At 66.0% G+C, this 15793-nt stretch carries 17 protein-coding genes; 13 read left to right on the top strand and 4 right to left on the bottom strand.

Annotated features, from left to right (window positions below; genetic code table 11):
• From B4L36_RS07320 to recO, 9 genes are all read left to right on the top strand, one after another.
• Window positions 1–378: hypothetical protein (locus tag B4L36_RS07320; protein ID WP_292954563.1), on the top strand; the 378-nt coding region annotated here is incomplete at its 5' end.
• A 58-nt stretch (window positions 379–436) separates the two neighbouring features.
• On the top strand, window positions 437–850 hold the full coding sequence (gene acpS, locus B4L36_RS07315) for a holo-ACP synthase (RefSeq protein ID WP_292954560.1): 414 nt from the start codon (window positions 437–439) through the stop codon (window positions 848–850).
• A gap of 74 nt (window positions 851–924) precedes the next feature.
• Entirely contained in the window at window positions 925–1719 is a 795-nt protein-coding gene (lepB, locus tag B4L36_RS07310) for a signal peptidase I (RefSeq protein ID WP_292954557.1), read from the top strand.
• Complete coding sequence (rnc, locus tag B4L36_RS07305; protein ID WP_292954554.1) at window positions 1716–2402, top strand: ribonuclease III; 687 nt, start codon at window positions 1716–1718, stop codon at window positions 2400–2402. The genes lepB and rnc overlap by 4 nt, the downstream gene beginning before the upstream one ends.
• Window positions 2402–3325 carry a GTPase Era gene (gene era / locus B4L36_RS07300; RefSeq protein ID WP_292954551.1) on the top strand — a complete coding sequence of 308 codons (924 nt, stop codon included), beginning with the start codon at window positions 2402–2404 and terminating at the stop codon, window positions 3323–3325. The genes rnc and era overlap by 1 nt, the downstream gene beginning before the upstream one ends.
• Window positions 3325–3660, top strand: a complete 336-nt coding sequence (locus B4L36_RS07295) for a DUF1491 family protein (RefSeq protein ID WP_292954548.1) — start codon at window positions 3325–3327, stop codon at window positions 3658–3660. The genes era and B4L36_RS07295 overlap by 1 nt, the downstream gene beginning before the upstream one ends.
• A gap of 91 nt (window positions 3661–3751) precedes the next feature.
• Window positions 3752–4669, top strand: coding sequence for an EamA family transporter RarD (gene rarD / locus B4L36_RS07290; protein ID WP_292954545.1), 918 nt, complete (start codon window positions 3752–3754; stop codon window positions 4667–4669).
• Between the two features lie 94 nt (window positions 4670–4763).
• Window positions 4764–5204: a VOC family protein gene (locus tag B4L36_RS07285; protein ID WP_292954542.1), complete on the top strand. Its 441-nt coding sequence runs from the start codon at window positions 4764–4766 to the stop codon at window positions 5202–5204.
• A gap of 9 nt (window positions 5205–5213) precedes the next feature.
• Complete coding sequence (recO, locus tag B4L36_RS07280; protein WP_292954539.1) at window positions 5214–5963, top strand: DNA repair protein RecO; 750 nt, start codon at window positions 5214–5216, stop codon at window positions 5961–5963.
• Here recO and B4L36_RS07275 read toward each other — a convergent pair.
• Together B4L36_RS07275 and B4L36_RS07270 are read right to left on the bottom strand one after the other, a co-directional pair.
• Entirely contained in the window at window positions 5957–6439 is a 483-nt protein-coding gene (locus B4L36_RS07275; protein WP_292954536.1) for an META domain-containing protein, read from the bottom strand. The two genes, recO and B4L36_RS07275, sit on opposite strands and share 7 nt — an antisense overlap.
• A gap of 63 nt (window positions 6440–6502) precedes the next feature.
• Window positions 6503–8122: an acyl-CoA dehydrogenase family protein gene (locus tag B4L36_RS07270; protein WP_292954533.1), complete on the bottom strand. Its 1620-nt coding sequence runs from the start codon at window positions 8120–8122 to the stop codon at window positions 6503–6505.
• Between the two features lie 157 nt (window positions 8123–8279).
• Here B4L36_RS07270 and B4L36_RS07265 point away from each other — a divergent pair, with 157 nt between their 5' ends.
• Genes B4L36_RS07265 through rnr form a run of 4 tightly spaced genes read left to right on the top strand, consistent with a single transcriptional unit; the run spans window position 8280 to window position 12896 of the window.
• Window positions 8280–9044 (top strand): sulfite exporter TauE/SafE family protein, encoded by a 765-nt coding sequence (locus tag B4L36_RS07265; protein WP_292954530.1) that lies wholly within the window; start codon window positions 8280–8282, stop codon window positions 9042–9044.
• A gap of 1 nt (window position 9045) precedes the next feature.
• Complete coding sequence (gene dapE / locus B4L36_RS07260) at window positions 9046–10182, top strand: succinyl-diaminopimelate desuccinylase (RefSeq protein WP_292954527.1); 1137 nt, start codon at window positions 9046–9048, stop codon at window positions 10180–10182.
• On the top strand, window positions 10179–10595 hold the full coding sequence (locus B4L36_RS07255) for a GNAT family N-acetyltransferase (RefSeq protein ID WP_292954524.1): 417 nt from the start codon (window positions 10179–10181) through the stop codon (window positions 10593–10595). Before dapE ends, B4L36_RS07255 begins: the two co-directional genes overlap by 4 nt.
• Before the next feature lie 36 nt (window positions 10596–10631).
• Window positions 10632–12896, top strand: a complete 2265-nt coding sequence (gene rnr / locus B4L36_RS07250) for a ribonuclease R (protein ID WP_292954521.1) — start codon at window positions 10632–10634, stop codon at window positions 12894–12896.
• A gap of 81 nt (window positions 12897–12977) precedes the next feature.
• On the opposite strand, the gene B4L36_RS07245 is transcribed toward rnr, so the two are convergent.
• Entirely contained in the window at window positions 12978–14291 is a 1314-nt protein-coding gene (locus B4L36_RS07245) for a short-chain fatty acid transporter (protein WP_292954518.1), read from the bottom strand.
• A gap of 161 nt (window positions 14292–14452) precedes the next feature.
• On the bottom strand, window positions 14453–15715 hold the full coding sequence (locus B4L36_RS07240) for an HlyD family type I secretion periplasmic adaptor subunit (protein ID WP_292954585.1): 1263 nt from the start codon (window positions 15713–15715) through the stop codon (window positions 14453–14455).
• Window positions 15716–15793: the final 78 nt, after the last annotated feature.

Below are 15793 nucleotides of genomic sequence, written 5' to 3'. Positions count from 1 at the left end.
ACCGCCCGCGTCGATACCATCGCCGAACCCTGGCAGAAGAACACCGCCACCTATGCCGACGGCCAGGTCCGCATCGCCCTGCTGGACATGGTCGAACCGGAAGGCGGCGCGCTGCGTCTGCTGGTCGTCAGCCCGCCGCGCGACGAATTGGGCCTGCGCCGATGCCTGATTGTCGGTCTCGAGAACGGTCTGGGCTTCTACGACATGGATTTCGCCCGGCATCAGGCCAGCTATGACCCGGCGCGCGGTCTGACCATCACGCTGCCCGCGCGCCACTATCCGGTCGATGGTGAAACCGGTGCCGATGATGGCTGGTTCCGGCTTTCCGTCACCGTCAACCGGCAGACCGGCGCGATCGCGACGCAGGGTTTCAAGTGATCATCGTGCGTTTCTCCGTTGTCCAAATACCCGTTGTCCCGCCGCGGATTTCAGGCGCATGATCCTGGGGATCGGCACCGATCTGGCGAATATCGAACGGATCCGGAACACGCTGGACCGGTTCGGCGACCGCTTTCGCAACCGGGTCTTCACCCCCGTCGAACTGGCCAAGGCGGCCAGACGCAAGGACGATGCCGGGACGCTGGCCAAACGCTGGGCCGCGAAAGAGGCGTGTTCCAAGGCGCTTGGCACCGGGCTTGCGATGGGGATCAGCTGGCGAGACATGGCGGTCAGCAACCTGCGCAGCGGCCAGCCCGTCATGGAACTGACCGGCTGGGCGGCCGACAGGCTGGCGCGGATGACGCCCCCCGGCCATACCGCCATCGTCCATGTCACGCTGACCGACGATCACCCCTGGGCGCAGGCCTTCGTGGTGATCGAGGCGCGGCCGCAAAGCCCGTCTATCGCTTGACTTTGCCCCCTGCGGCGGACCATCAACGCAGCCGAACGCGGCCGCCGTGCCACGACAGGACAGGGGACGACATCATGGCCGACAGCGCGGCGGGCAAGAAGAAGGAAGGCATCTGGGAGACGGTCAAGACGATCTTCTGGGCGCTTCTGATCGCGGGCATCTTCCGGACCTTGTTCTTTCAGCCTTTCTGGATCCCCTCGGGCAGCATGAAGGACACGCTGCTGATCGGCGACTTCCTGTTCGTCAACAAGATGGCCTATGGCTATTCCCGGTATTCCTGCCCCTTCTCGCTATGCCCGATCAATGGCCGGATCATGGGCTCGGAACCCGAACGCGGCGATGTCGTCGTCTTTCGCCATCCCACGCGTGGCGTCGATTTCATCAAGCGCGTGATCGGTCTGCCGGGCGATACGGTGCAGGTCCGTGGCGGGCGCCTGTGGCTGAACGGCGCGGAGGTGCCGCTTCAGCGTCAGGACGATTTCATCGAGATCAAGGAACAGCAGGGCCCGCAGGGCCTGATCCCGCGTTGCACCAACGATCCGGTCCCCGAGGGCGGCGAATGCGTCAAGGAACGCTTTACCGAAACCCTGCCCAATGGTGTCAGTCACGACATCCTGAACATCGTCGATGGTTGGGTCGCCGACGACACACCCACCTTCACCGTTCCCGAGGGGCAGTATTTCTTCATGGGCGACAACCGCGACAATTCCGAGGATTCGCGCTTTCCCCAGGAGGTCGGCGGACTGGGTTTCGTACCGGCCGAATTCCTGATCGGTCGTGCCGATCGGATCATGTTCTCCTCGGCCGGACGCTCGCTTCTGTATTTCTGGACCTGGCGCCCGGACCGGTTCTTCAAGGCGGTCGATTGAGACCGGGCGCCGATATCGTGGGTTTCATGACCCGGCTGGGCCATGATTTCGCGCGTCCCGAATTGCTGGTGCGCGCGCTGACCCATGGCTCGATCGCCACGGCGACGCGGCCCGACAACCAGCGGCTGGAATTTCTGGGCGACCGCGTGCTGGGCCTGGTGATGGCCGAGGCGCTGTTTCAGGCCGATCCGGCCGCCACCGAGGGCCAGCTCGCGCCGCGCTACAACGCGCTGGTGCGGGGCGAGACCTGCGCCGCCATCGCGCGTCGGATCGGGCTGGGCGAGGTGCTGAAGCTGGGCCGGTCCGAGATGATGTCGGGCGGCCGCCGCAAGGAGGCCCTGCTGGCCGACGCGATGGAGGCGGTGATCGCCGCGATCTATCTGGATGCGGGTTTCGATGCCGCCCGGCAGGTGGTCCTGATCCTGTGGCGGGACCGGCTGGACACGCTGGAAGACGATCCCCGCGACGCCAAGACCGCGCTGCAGGAATGGGCGCAGGCCAACGGGATGCCGCCGCCCGTCTATGAACAGACCGCGCGCAGCGGTCCCGATCACGCGCCGGTCTTTCACGTGACCGCGCGGCTGGCCGATGGTCGCGAGGCACAGGCGCAGGGTGTGGGAACCAAACGCAGCGTGGAACAGGCCGCGGCCCAGGCCCTGCTTGCCAGGCTGGAGGACCGCTGATGACAGATCCCATCACGCGCGCGGGTTTCGTCGCCCTGATCGGCGAGCCCAATGCCGGCAAGTCCACGCTGCTGAACCGCATGGTCGGCGCCAAGGTCAGCATCGTGACCCACAAGGTCCAGACCACCCGCGCGCGCATCCGCGGCATCGCCGTCGCCGGCGCCGCCCAGATCGTCTTCGTGGACACGCCGGGCATCTTCCGTCCGCGCCGCAGGCTGGACCGTTCCATGATCGCCGCCGCCTGGGGCGGGGCCGCCGATGCCGACATCATCCTGTTGCTGGTCGAGGCTCATCGCGGCCTGACCGAGGGTACGCAGGCGATCATCGACAACCTGAAGGCGCTTGAGGTCAGGACGCCGGTCGCACTGATCATCAACAAGATCGACCGGGTCAAGGCCGAGGCGCTGCTGGCCCTGTCGCAGCGGCTGAACGCGGAATTCGGCTTTGAACGAACCTTCATGATCTCGGCCGAAAGGGGACATGGCTGCGACGATCTTCGCGACTGGCTGGCCACGACCCTGCCTGCCGGACCGTGGCTCTATCCCGAGGACCAGATCGCCGATCTGCCGATGCGCATGATCGCGGCCGAGATCACGCGCGAAAAGCTGACCCTGCGCCTGCACGAGGAAATTCCCTATCAGTTGACGGTCGAGACCGAGGGCTGGGAGGAGAAGAAGGACGGCAGCGCGCGGGTCGATCAGGTGATCTATGTCGCCCGGCAGGGACACAAGGGCATCGTTCTGGGCAAGCGTGGCGAGACGATCAAGGCGGTCGGTCAGGCGGCCCGCGCCGAGATGGAGGAATTCATGGATCGCCGGGTTCACCTGTTCCTGCAGGTCCGCGTCCGCGAGAACTGGCAGGACGAGGCTGAACGCTATGGCGAGATGGGCCTCGATTTTCGCGACGGCGATCCGGGCCGCTGATGCCCGAGCCCAGGCTTGCGGCGGGGATCTGGGTATCCGCCTATCTGGCGCGGCTGGGGCTGGCGAACATCCCCGCCTATGTGATCGCCCATGGCGATGACACCGCCGGCGCGGTGCTGGTCAAATGCGTCCGTCCGGATGGCAGCGCCCGGCTTTACGCCCGCGAATGGGACTTCGACACCGATACCCGGCCCTGGCAGTTGACCGGCGAGGGGCCCGAGGCCCGGATAGACGAGACCATCCGCCGCCAGCGCGGTTTCGATCCCGATCTGTGGGTGATCGAAATCGAAAGCCGCGATGGAAGAACCCTGCTGGACGAGGTCGGGCTGGACTGACGCCCTCGCGCCTGTGCCTTGCCGGGTCCGCAACCGGGCCGCCTCGCGGTCCCGTCTGGCGTTACCGCGATCTGCAGCATATGCAATTCGCATGGGCAGATCCTCGAACATCGATTCGCCGCAAGGCTTCACCTATGCGCTGGCCGCCTATCTGAGCTGGGGCCTGCTGCCGATCTACATGAAGGCGCTGGCGCATCTGCCCGCGATCGACGTGATCGCGCATCGGATCCTGTGGTCCCTGCCCATTGCGGCCGCGGTGCTGATCTGGCAGCGCCGCACCGGGGATCTGGGCGTGGCGCTGCGCGATCCGCGTCTGCTGGCAATGGCCGGGGTGACGGCTGTCCTGATCTCGATCAACTGGCTGACCTATGTCTGGGCGGTGGGAAACGGTCATGCCCTTGACGCGGCGCTTGGCTATTACATCAATCCGCTTTTCAGCGTCGCGCTTGGCGCGGCGCTGCTGGGCGAACGGTTGAACCGGCTGAAATGGATCGCGATCGGGCTGGCTTTCGCCGCGGTCGTGGTCCTGAGCATGAAAGCCGGGCGGCTGCCACTGACGGCGGTGGTGCTGACACTCAGCTGGGGCCTTTACGCCTATTGCAAGAAAAGCCTGCCGCTGGGTCCCAATCAGGGCTTCACGCTGGAGGTTCTGTTGCTGAGCCCGCTTGCCCTGGCCTGGCTGGTCTGGCGATCCGCGCAAGGCGGGGCGTTCTTCGGCACCGGCACGGGCCTTGACATGTTGCTTTTGCTGGGCTGCGGTCCGGTCACCGCCATCCCGCTGCTGTTTTATGCCAACGGCGCCAAGCTGCTGCGCCTGTCCACCATCGGTATCCTGCAATACATCACGCCGACGATGATCTTTCTTGTCGCGGTCCTGCTGTTCGGGGAATCCTTTGGCATCGCGCGCATGATTGCCTTCCCGATGATCTGGATCGCGCTTGCGGTCTATACCCTGTCGCTGCTGCGCGAGGCGGGCGACAGGCGGCGCGCGCGGTTGCGAGGCGTCTGAAATCGTCTTGCGCCGCCTGCACGCGGCCTTGCCCTGGGTCTTGCCGATGCGCCGGCGCCGTGACAGCCTGATACCTTGTCCAAGCGAGAGAGCCATGACCTTACCCCGACAGCGCGTCACCCTGATCACGCTTGGCGTGACCGATCTGGACCGGTCGGCGGCCTTTTATGCCGATTGGGGCTGGACGCCGCATCCGGCCTCGCAAGAGGGCGTCCTGTTCTTTCAGATGAATGGCGCGGTTCTGGCGCTGTTCGGACGCTCCGACCTTGCCGCCGATCAGGGCCGCCCCGATGCGGATCTGGGAACCGGCGCGATCACGCTGGCGCAGAATTGCAGTGATGACGCGGAAACGGATGCGGTCTTTCAGGCCGCGCTTGCAGCCGGGGCCGGCTGCCTGAAAATGCCCGAAAAGGTGTTCTGGGGCGGCTATTCCGGCTATTTCGCCGATCCCGACGGCCATGTCTGGGAAATCGCGACAAATCCGTTCTGGCCGCTGGCCGAAGATGGCGGGCTGACCCTGCCGCAGCCCGGCTGACACGGGGCGATGGAATGGCAAGCCGAGGGCACGGTGCTGGCGCGCAGGCCGCATGGCGAATCCGCGGTGATCCTTGACGTGTTGACGGCGCGGCATGGTCGGCACGCGGGTCTTGTGCCCGGCGGCGTCTCGCGCACGCGCGCGGCGATGCTGCAGCCGGGGGCGCGGCTGGATCTGCGCTGGCGGGCACGCCGGGACGATCAGCTTGGCCATTTCGCGGTCGAGCCGGTGCGGCTGCGCGCGGGGATCATGGGCGATCCGCTGGCGCTGGCCGGCCTGAACGCGATCTGCGCGCTGCTGGTCTTCGCGCTGCCCGAACGCGATCCCCATCCCGATCTCTTCTTCCGGACCGAGGCGCTGCTGGACGCGATCGAAACCGGCTCTGACTGGGGCGTCGCCTATCTGCAATGGGAGATGCGGCTGCTTGACGAGATGGGTTTCGGGCTGGACCTGTCATCCTGCGCGGTCACCGGCGCGACCGAGGGGCTGGCCTATGTCAGCCCGCGTTCGGGCCGCGCGGTCAGCCTTGCCGGCGCGGGGGAATGGGCCGACCGGTTGTTGCCGCTGCCGCCGCTTCTGGGCCGGACGGGCGACGACCGGCCCGAAGGCCGGGCGCGGGGGCTGACGCAGGGCCTGGCCATTACCGGTCACTTCCTGCGCAGCCGAATCGCCGCCGAACTGGTGGGGCGGCCGCTGCCCGCCGCGCGCGACCGGCTTGTCACGCGCCTGCTGCCGCCACCGGCTGGCACGGATTACTGAGTGCCGCGTGCCTGTTCCAGTGCGCTGACGCCGCTGGTGTCGCGCATCCCGCGTTCGAATATCAGCCAGGTCGAAGGAGACTTGACCCGCAGCACGCCGCCGTAGAAATCGGCCGAATTCGCCTGTTGCAGCACCGAAAGGAAACGGGTTTCCAGCTTCATGTCCTTGCAAGCCACCTTCGTCGCCACGATCGGCGACAGCGCAATCGCGGGCAATTCCGCATTGTTCGTGGCCGAATAGCCGTTGCAGGGCGCCTGGCCGGAGAGCCGGTTCTCTTCAACCACCAGCGTCACGTTGCGCAGCGGCACGGTCTTGCCATCCATGCCGACCAGCACATAGCTGCCACCGGGAATGAAGCCGCGATCCTCGCCGGGCGCGGAGCCGCCGGGCGCGGTGGCCGGCGCGCAGGCGGCAAGCGCCACACCGGCGAATGTCAGGGCGCCGACAAGGGCGAAACGGCGGGCGGGACGGGACATGGGCGATCTCCTTCGGGCCGGAATCGGAAACGAACGCTTCGAAACCGCTTTGGTTTCCGAAGTCTAGCCTGAAACGGCCGGGGTCAAAAGCCGTCTCGCGATGACCTGGGCCTGTATTTCGGCCGCGCCCTCGAAGATGTTCAGGATCCGGGCATCGCACAGCACCCGACTGATCGGGTATTCCAGCGCAAAGCCGTTGCCGCCGTGGATTTGCAAAGCATTGTCGGCACAGGCCCAGGCCACCCGCGCGCCCAGCAGCTTGGCCATCCCCGCCTCCAGGTCGCAGCGATGGCCGTGATCCTTTTCCCAGGCGCTGTGATAGGTGAGTTGCCGCGCGATCATGATTTCGACCGCCATCATCGCCAACTTGTCGGCGACGCGCGGAAATTCGATCAGGGCCTTGCCGAATTGCCGGCGGTCCAGCGCGTATTTCAGGCCCAGTTCCAGCGCGTTCTGGGCAACGCCGATGGCCCGCGCGGCGGTCTGGATGCGGGCCGATTCGAATGTCTGCATCAATTGCTTGAAGCCCTGGCCGGTGGACCCGCCCAGCAGGTTCTCGTCGCCGACCTCGAATCCGTCGAAGCCCAGTTCGTATTCCTTCATGCCGCGATAGCCCAGCACCTCGATCTCGCCGCCGGTCATGCCGGGGGTGGGGAAGGGATCGTCGGCGGTGCCCGGCGTCTTTTCGGCGATGAACATCGACAGGCCGCGATAATCGTCGCTGTCAGGATCGGTTCTGGCCAGCAGCGTCATGACATGGGCGCGCGCGGCATGGGTGATCCAGGTCTTGTTGCCGGTCACCTTCCAGACATCGCCTTCCCTGACTGCCCGCGTCCGCAGCGCGCCCAGGTCGCTGCCGGTATTGGGTTCGGTGAAGACCGCCGTGGGCAGGATTTCCCCGCTGGCCAGTTTCGGAAGCCAATGTTCCTTCTGCGCGGCGGTGCCGCCGCCAAGGATCAGTTCGGCCGCGATCTCGCTGCGCGTGCCAAGGCTGCCCACGCCGATATAGCCGCGCGACAATTCCTCCGAAACCACCACCATCGCCGCCTTGGACAGGCCCAGACCGCCCAGATCTTCGGGAATGGTCAGTCCGAAGACCCCCAGTCCGGCAAGTTCCTCGACGATCTCGATCGGGATCAGTGCGTCCTGCAGATGCCATTGATGGGCATGGGGAACGACCCTGTCATCGGTCCAGCGGCGGAACTGGTCCCGGATCATCTCCAGGTCCTCGTCCAGGCCGGTTGCACCGAAGGTGGCGCTGCCTTGCCGTTCGGCGATCATCCGCGCCAGGCTGGCGCGCGCCTCGGGGGTGTTGCCGTTCATCAGGGCGCGGGCGGCGTCCGAGGGCTGCCAGGTCACCCCCAGATCCGACAGCCGGGCGAATTCGTTCTGGCTCATCATGATGCCGCCGGCGATCTGGGTCAGGTATTCGCCGAACCCGATCCGGACGATCAAATCCTCCATCTCGCCCGATACGCGGGCCGACCAGGCCGACAATTGCGACAGCGATTCGACGTAGGTGGCCAGCCACGACAGGGCATGAGCCGCGTGCTGATGGACCTCCAGCAGCGCCGAATCCACCTTGCCCGTCGGTGCGACCCTTGCGCAAAGGGTCTCGACGGCGCGGGCCTGAAGGGATTCGATCTCGGACAGGACGGTGGCGGTCGTTTGCATGTCTTTCATCGGGGCATCCTCTTGCGGCGTCGCGGCATAGCTAGAGCCTTCGCAGGCGCAGCGCAACTATAATGCGCAAACCCAGTCTTGAAAGAACGAAAATGTCTGATGAATTTGCCGCGACGTGCCATTTCCATTCCCGTGTCGCGGGTCTAGCGTCGCGGTCATGTTCGGGGTCGAACCATGGCAGATGCTGGCCGTCGTCGCAGTCACGGCCTTTGCGGGTTTCGTGAAGGGAACCATCGGTTTCGCCATGCCGGTGATCATGCTGTCGGCCTTCGGCTCGATCCTGCCGCCGACCACGGCGCTGGCCGCGCTGATCATTCCGACGCTGGTGACCAACATCCAGCAAACCTTGCGGCAGGGGCCGCGCGAGGCCTGGCGTTCGGTCCGCGATTTCCGCTGGCATATCACGATGCTGCTGGTCTTCATCGCCGTCTCGGCCGGCTTTGCCCGCGCCATTCCGCAAAGCATCATGTATGCGCTGCTGGGCGTGCCGATCGTGGGCTTTGCGATCTGGCAATTGTCGGGGCGTCCGCTGGTCGTGCCGTCGCATCACCGCCGAAGGGCCGAGATCGCGACCGGCATTATCGGCGGCCTTTATGGCGGGATCTCGGGGATCTGGGGACCGCCGCTGATCGTGCTGCTGATGTCGCTGGGTGTCAGCAAGCGCGAACAGGTCCGCGTCCAGGGCGTCGTCTTTTTGCTGGGCGGGATGGTGCTGACGGGCGCACATCTGGCCTCGGGGGTGCTGAACGCGCGGACGCTGCCGCTGTCGGTGCTGCTGGTGCTTCCCGCCTTTGCCGGAATGCTGGCCGGCTTCGCCTTGCAGGACCGGCTTGATGTGGTGCAGTTTCGGCGCTGGACGCTGGTGCTGCTGGTCGTGACCGGGCTGAACCTGGTCCGCCGCGCCTTCGAGACCGGGATATGAGATGATTGACGCCGCCGACCTGACCGCCCGCCTGATCCGCTGCCCTTCGGTCACGCCGGAAGAGGGCGGCGCCTTGGTCCTGCTGGGGGACATGCTGCACCAGGCGGGTTTCGAGACCCACCGCATCGATCGCGGGGGCACGCCGAACCTGTTCGCCCGCTGGGGCGCAAAAGGCCGGCCGGCTCTGGGGTTCAACGGCCACACCGATGTCGTGCCGCCCGGAGATCTTGGATCCTGGACCCATCCGCCCTTCAGCGGCCATGTCGAGGACGGCCTGATCTGGGGGCGCGGTGCGACCGACATGAAATCGGGCGTCGCGGCCTTTACCGCGGCCGCCATCGATTTCGTCACCGAAACACCCCCCGACGGCGCGGTGATCCTGACCATCACCGGCGACGAGGAGGGCCCGTCGACACACGGCACCAGTGCGATCATCGACTGGATGGAAGAAAACGGCGAACGAATGCAGGCCTGCATCGTCGGTGAGCCATCGAACCCCGATGCGATGGGCGAGATGATGAAGATCGGCCGGCGCGGATCGGCCACCTACCGAATCCGCGCCACGGGGTTGCAGGGCCATGCCGCCTATCCGCATCGGGCCAGGAATCCGCTTCACACGCTGACCCGCTATCTGAACGATCTGATCGCCGCACCGCTGGATTCGGGGTCCGACCATTTCGAGCCGAGCGGTCTTCAGATCGTGTCGGTGGATTGCGGCAACCCGGCCTCGAACGTGATCCCCGAACGTGCCTCGGCCGTGGTCAATATCCGCTTCAACGACCTGCATACCGCCGCCTCGCTGGCCGAGGAGCTGACCCGGCGCGCCGCGGTGCTGGGCGACGAAACCGGCGTCGTCCTGAACATCGATGCCGACGTTTCGGGCGAGGCATTCGTGACCGAACCCGGCCCCTTCGTCGATCTGGTCCGCGACGTGGTCGAACAGCAGACGGGACGCCGGCCGATCCTGTCCACCTCGGGTGGAACCTCGGACGCACGGTTCATCAAGGATCTTTGCCCGGTCGTGGAATTCGGACTGGTCGGCCATTTCATGCACCAGGTCGACGAGCGCGTGCCTCAGGCGCAGGTCCGTCAGTTGAAGATGATCTACCAACGCATTCTGGAAAGATTTTTCGCATGAAGATCGAGGAGACGCGCGATCTGGACCGCTGCCGCGCCCTGCGCCGAAAGGTCTTCATCGAGGAACAGGGTGTCGCGGAGGCCGAGGAATGGGACGGGCTGGACGGGCAGGCGCTGCATCTTCTGGTCTGGCAGGACGGCACCGCCATCGGCACCGCGCGGATCCTGATCAAGGACGGCACCGGCAAGATCGGCCGCGTCTGTGTCCTGCCCGAGGCGCGCGGCGCGGGCCATGGCGCGGCGCTGATCCGGGCGGCGGTCACGATGCTGCAAGCCCGCCCCGGCATCACGCGAGCCATGCTGGGGGCACAGACCCATGCCATCGGCTTTTACCAGAAGCTTGGGTTTTCGGTTTGCGGTCCCATCTATGACGATGCCGGCATCCCGCACCGGGACATGAGCCGCGATCTGTGATTGCGTTTCTTCCGCCATCCTGACAGGGCGATCTTCATGACCCAGCTACCCGACAAGCAGCAGATCCTGGATTGGGTTTCGGACCATCCCGACGCCAATTCCAAACGCGACATCGCGAAAGCCTTCGGCATCAAGGGCGCGCAGCGGATCGAGCTGAAACGCCTGCTGAAGGAACTGGAGGCCGAAGGCCAGCTGGAACGCCGCCGCCGTCACTATCTGGACGCCGAAAAGCTGCCTGCCGTGACCGTTCTGGAATTGCTGGCCCCGGACGGCTCGGGTGATCTGTTCGCGCGTCCGCTGGAATGGCGCGGCGAGGGGCCCGTGCCCAGGATCCTGTATACGCCGCGCCAGACCGACCCGGCACTGGGGCGGGGCGAGCGGTTCCTGGCCCGGCTGGTCGAGGTCCACGGCGAGGATCATCAATATCAGGCCCGTCTGATGCGCCGCATCACCGCCGCACCCAACCGTATCACCGGCATCTTCCGCAAGGACACCGAGGGCGGCCGCATTCTGCCCATCGACAAGGGCCAGGACAAGGAATGGCGGATCCGCGCCGACGCCACCCAGGGCGCGCAGAACGGCGAACTGGTGCAGGCCGAACAGGTCGGGCCCAGGGCGCGGATGGGCCTGCCCCAGGCGCGGATCATCGAACGGCTGGGCGATCCGTCGGCCCCGCGGTCGGTCAGCCTCATCGCCATCCATCAGCACGGGATTCCCGACGAATTTCCCGAAAAGGTGGTCGAGGAAGCCGAATCGCAAAAGCCCGCCACGATGAAGGGGCGCGAGGATCTGCGCGACCTGCCGCTTGTGACCATCGACCCGTCGGATGCGCGCGATCACGACGACGCGGTGGCGGCCATGATCGAGGATGACGGCGGCGCGACGATCTGGGTCGCCATCGCCGATGTGGCCCATTACGTCCGGCCCGGCTCGGCGCTGGATCGCGAGGCATGGACGCGCGGCAACTCGACCTATTTTCCCGACCGCGTGGTCCCGATGCTGCCCGAGGCGCTGTCGGCGGATCTGTGTTCGCTGCACGAAGGCGTGGACCGCCCGGTGATTGCGGTCAGGATGCGGCTGGATGCCCAGGGCAACAAGATCAGCCACAATTTTCATCGCGGGATGATGAACAGCCGCGCCAGCCTGGCCTATGAACAGGCGCAGGCGGGCGCGGACGGGGATCCCGATCAACAGACCAGACCGCTGATGGACAGCGTGATCAAACCGCTTTGGCATGCCTACGGCCTGTTGCGCGATGCGCGCGCGCGCCGCCAGCCGCTGGATCTGGACCTGCCCGAACGGCGGATCGAGCTGACCCCGGATGGTCGCGTTAGATCGGTGAATTTCCGCGACCGCTTCGATGCGCATCGCCTGATCGAGGAATTCATGGTCCTGGCCAATGTCGCCGCGGCCGAGGAACTGACCCGGCGCCGACGGCCGCTGCTGTTCCGCGTGCACGAGGAACCCAGCCTCGACAAGATCGACGCGCTGCGCGAGGTGGCGCAGGCATCCGGCTTCAACCTGGCCAAGGGGCAGGTGCTGCATACCAGCCACCTGAACCGGCTTCTGGCCCAGTCCGAGGGCACCGATTTCGATGAACTGATCAACATCTCGACCTTGCGGTCGATGACGCAGGCCTATTACCACCCGGAAAATTTCGGCCATTTCGGGCTGGCGCTGAAAAGCTATGCGCATTTCACCTCGCCCATCCGCCGCTATTCCGACCTGATCGTGCATCGCGCGCTGATTTCGGCGCATGGCTGGGGCGGCGGGCGCGGGGGCAGGGCGGACGGGCTGTCTGATGGCGACATGGACCGCCTGTCAGAGACCGCGACCCATATCAGCGAGACCGAGCGCCGGTCGATGGCGGCCGAACGCGACACCACCGACCGCTATCTGGCCGCCTACCTGTCCGAGCGTGTGGGCACCGAGATGACGGGTCGGATCAGCGGCATCCAGCGATTTGGCGCCTTCGTGAAACTGGACGAGACCGGAGCCGACGGCCTGCTGCCGATCCGCGACCTGGGCCGCGAATATTTCCATTTCGATCCCGATGCACAGAGACTTCTCGGCGCCGATACCGGATTGGAAATCGCCCTGGGCCAGCGTGTCACGGTGCGCCTGACCGAGGCGGTGCCGGTCACCGGCGGGCTGACGCTGGAATTGCTGGAACTGGACGGCAAGGCACTGCCCGCAGGTCCGCGAAAGGGCAAGAACAAGGGCGGCGGCGCCCGGCGCATGTCCACTCAGGCACGTCTGTCCGAGGTCAGGCGCGCGTCCAGCCGACGCAGGAAACGATAGCGCAATGGCCGCGGCCCGGCGCGTTTTTTGCGACGAACCTGCCGAGTTGGACCGGGGGCGAAGGGGCCAAGGGCCCCGAGGCTATAGCAGATACAGAAGGCCCCCGATCACCAGGCCGGTGATCAGCAATTGCACCACGCAGAAGCCCATGATGTCGCGCGGTTTCAGCCCGGCAATGCCCAGCATCGGCAGCGCCCAGAACGGTTGCAGCAGGTTCGTCCAGGCATCGCCCCAGGCCACGCCCATCACCACGCGCGGAATATCGGCGCCAAGCGCCTCGGCCGCGGGCAGCATGACGGGCGCCTGAACCGCCCATTGCCCGCCCCCCGAGGGAACGAAGATGTTGACGATTCCCGCGCTGATGAAGGCCCAGAAGGGCAGCGACTCGGCGGTCGAGATCGAGACGAACCATTCCGACATGCTGGCGGCCAGGCCGCTGCCGGTCATGATCGCCATGATCCCGGCATAGAAGGGAAACTGGATGACGATCCCGGCGCCGCCGCGCACACCCTGGTCCAGTGCCGCCAGCAGGTTTCGCGGCGTGCCATGGCAGAGAATGCCCAGGAACAGGAACAGGAAATTCACCGTGTTCAGGTTGATGCCGCCGCCGCCGAGGAAATAGATCGCCAGCCAGACCAATCCGGGCAACCCGATCAGCCACATCAGGATCGGGCTGGTTTCCAGCCGCTCGGCGGGTGTGGCCCTGCGTTCCGCGGAGGCCGGTCCGGCATCCTCGCCAAGTTGCGCCGGATCGACAAGGACCTGTTCCTCTTCGGTCGGCAGCATCGCACGATTGACCAGCGGAACGGTGATCAGGATCGCGACCGCGATGGTCAGATTCCAGGCCGAGAAGATCGTCTGCGAGGTCGGAATCACGCCGATCTGGTTTTCGGTGAAATGGCCCGGCGTCGCGATGGTCAGCGGGATCGAGCCGGACAAGCCGCCGTGCCAGATGACGAAGCCGGAATAGGCCGCCGCCACCAGCAGACGATAATCGACGCGGACCTGCCGTGCGAGTTCCTTGGCGAAGATGGCGCCGACAACCAATCCGAAGCCCCAGTTCAGCCAGCTCGCGGCCAGCGACACCACACTGACCAGCACGATCGCCGAGCCGCGCGAGCCGGCGAAGCCGGCGATCCATTGCAGGACGCGGCGAACCGGAGGCGAACTTGCAAGGATGAAGCCGGTGACCAGCACCAGCAGCATCTGCATCGAGAATTGCAAAAGCTCCCAGAAACCGTCGCCCCAGATCCGGATCAGCGTCACCGGATTGGTGCCCTGTGTCGCGACCGCCGCGATCGCCGCGATCAGCGTCAGGACGATGACGAAGATGAAGGCATCGGGCAGCCAGCGCTCCATCATCCGGGTTGCGGGGCGGGACAGGGCTCTCAACATGCTGGCTCCTTGCTTTGTATCGAGGTCCGAGGCTGCGTCAGCCGGGGCGCAGGCGCAACCCATGGGTGATGTTCGGTCAGGCCGCCGGGCCGGTCGCGGCCCCCGAGGCCAGCCGCCATCATCAGAGGCCGGCCTTGACGGGACCTTCGAGGATGGCCGGATCAGCTTTCGCGGAAGGCGCGGTTGAAATAGTCCGCCAGCGGCTTCAGCAGATAGGCCATGGGGCTGCGTTCGCCCGTCTGGATGAATACCTCGACCGGCATCCCCGGGATCAGCGCCATGTCGCCCAGCTTCTCGAGTTCTTCGGGCGGAATCGTGACCTCGGCGCGGTAGTAAGGGGTCCGGGTGCCCTCATCGACCAGTGCGTCGGCCGAAATCCGGCCCAGCCGTCCGTCAATTTCGGGCGTCGTGCGCGACGAGAAGGACGAGAAGCGCAGCACGACCGGCTGGCCGATCATCACCTCGTCCACGTTGATCGTGGCGATGCGTGCGCCGATGACCAGCGGGCGGTCCTGCGGTATGATATACATCAGGGGCTCGGCCGGCCGGATGACCGAGCGGGGCGTCGTCACCTTCAGATCGTAGATCAGGCCGGCGACAGGGGCGCGGATGTCCAGCCGGCTGATCTGCTCGGTCAGGCTGCGGCGGCGTTCGGCCAGTTCCAGTTCGCGATAGCCAAGGTCGCGCAACTGGGTTTCGGCATCCTCGCGGCGTTGGGCCGTCATCCGCAGCCTTTCGACGTCGATCTCGGTCTGCTTGGTTTCCGAGGCCGCGCGGCTGGCCTTCAACTCTCCGATCTGGCCATCGATCCGGGCCGCCTCGCGCTGAAGACCCAGCACGCGCGATGCCTGCGCCAGTCCGCGATCCAGCAGGCTTTGCTGGTCCTTCAGTTCCTGTCCGATCAGGTCGCGCTGCTGGCCCATCGCGGCAATCTGCGCGTCGATCCCTTCGACCTGCTGGGCCACCTGCTGCGATTGCTTGGCAAGCTGGTCCAGCGATTGCGCCTGCGTATCGCGGCGGGCCTCGAACAGGCTGCGCTGGCCCGCGATCAGGTCGTCAAGGCTTGCGTCCCTGGCGGCCGCCTCGGTCAGCGGACGCGGAAAGGTGATCTCTTGCGCCGCCGCGCGTTCGGCCTCGAGCCGGCCGCGTCGGGCGAGGATTTCGAAATACTGACCCTCGACGATGGTCAGTTCGGTTTTCACAAGCGAGCCGTCCAGCCGGATCAGCAGATCGCCGGCGGCGACGGATTGCCCGTCCGTGACGGCGATTTCCTCGACCACGCCACCATCGGGATGCTGGACCACCTGTCTTTGCTGTTCGACCTCGACCTGGCCCGGCGCGACGACCGCGCCCGCGATGCGGCTTTCCATCGCCCAGAGACCGAATCCGCCGAACAGGATCAGGATCGCCAGAAGGCCGACCATCAGCGGCCCGCGCACCGGCCAGCGGCCTGGATCGGGCGCCGCGATCGGGCGCGGTGGTGGTGGCGGCGAGGGCGGCGG

The sequence above is a fragment of the Paracoccus sp. UBA889 genome (assembly GCA_002294185.1).
Taxonomy (GTDB): Bacteria; Pseudomonadota; Alphaproteobacteria; order Rhodobacterales; family Rhodobacteraceae; genus Paracoccus.
The sequence above is the reverse complement of the archived record's forward strand: the minus strand, read 5'-3'. Positions and strand labels throughout refer to the sequence as shown.

Coding starts and splice junctions, on each gene's coding strand:
- recO (WP_292954539.1), top strand. CDS start 5,214: ATGGAATGGCAAGCCGAGGGCACGGTGCTGGCGCGCAGGCCGCATGGC.
- B4L36_RS07240 (WP_292954585.1), bottom strand. CDS start 15,715: ATGGTCGGCCTTCTGGCGATCCTGATCCTGTTCGGCGGATTCGGTCTC.
- B4L36_RS07275 (WP_292954536.1), bottom strand. CDS start 6,439: ATGTCCCGTCCCGCCCGCCGTTTCGCCCTTGTCGGCGCCCTGACATTC.
- B4L36_RS07295 (WP_292954548.1), top strand. CDS start 3,325: ATGCCCGAGCCCAGGCTTGCGGCGGGGATCTGGGTATCCGCCTATCTG.
- acpS (WP_292954560.1), top strand. CDS start 437: ATGATCCTGGGGATCGGCACCGATCTGGCGAATATCGAACGGATCCGG.
- B4L36_RS07270 (WP_292954533.1), bottom strand. CDS start 8,122: ATGAAAGACATGCAAACGACCGCCACCGTCCTGTCCGAGATCGAATCC.
- dapE (WP_292954527.1), top strand. CDS start 9,046: ATGATTGACGCCGCCGACCTGACCGCCCGCCTGATCCGCTGCCCTTCG.
- era (WP_292954551.1), top strand. CDS start 2,402: ATGACAGATCCCATCACGCGCGCGGGTTTCGTCGCCCTGATCGGCGAG.
- lepB (WP_292954557.1), top strand. CDS start 925: ATGGCCGACAGCGCGGCGGGCAAGAAGAAGGAAGGCATCTGGGAGACG.
- B4L36_RS07265 (WP_292954530.1), top strand. CDS start 8,280: ATGTTCGGGGTCGAACCATGGCAGATGCTGGCCGTCGTCGCAGTCACG.
- B4L36_RS07245 (WP_292954518.1), bottom strand. CDS start 14,291: ATGTTGAGAGCCCTGTCCCGCCCCGCAACCCGGATGATGGAGCGCTGG.
- rnr (WP_292954521.1), top strand. CDS start 10,632: ATGACCCAGCTACCCGACAAGCAGCAGATCCTGGATTGGGTTTCGGAC.
- B4L36_RS07255 (WP_292954524.1), top strand. CDS start 10,179: ATGAAGATCGAGGAGACGCGCGATCTGGACCGCTGCCGCGCCCTGCGC.
- B4L36_RS07285 (WP_292954542.1), top strand. CDS start 4,764: ATGACCTTACCCCGACAGCGCGTCACCCTGATCACGCTTGGCGTGACC.
- rarD (WP_292954545.1), top strand. CDS start 3,752: ATGGGCAGATCCTCGAACATCGATTCGCCGCAAGGCTTCACCTATGCG.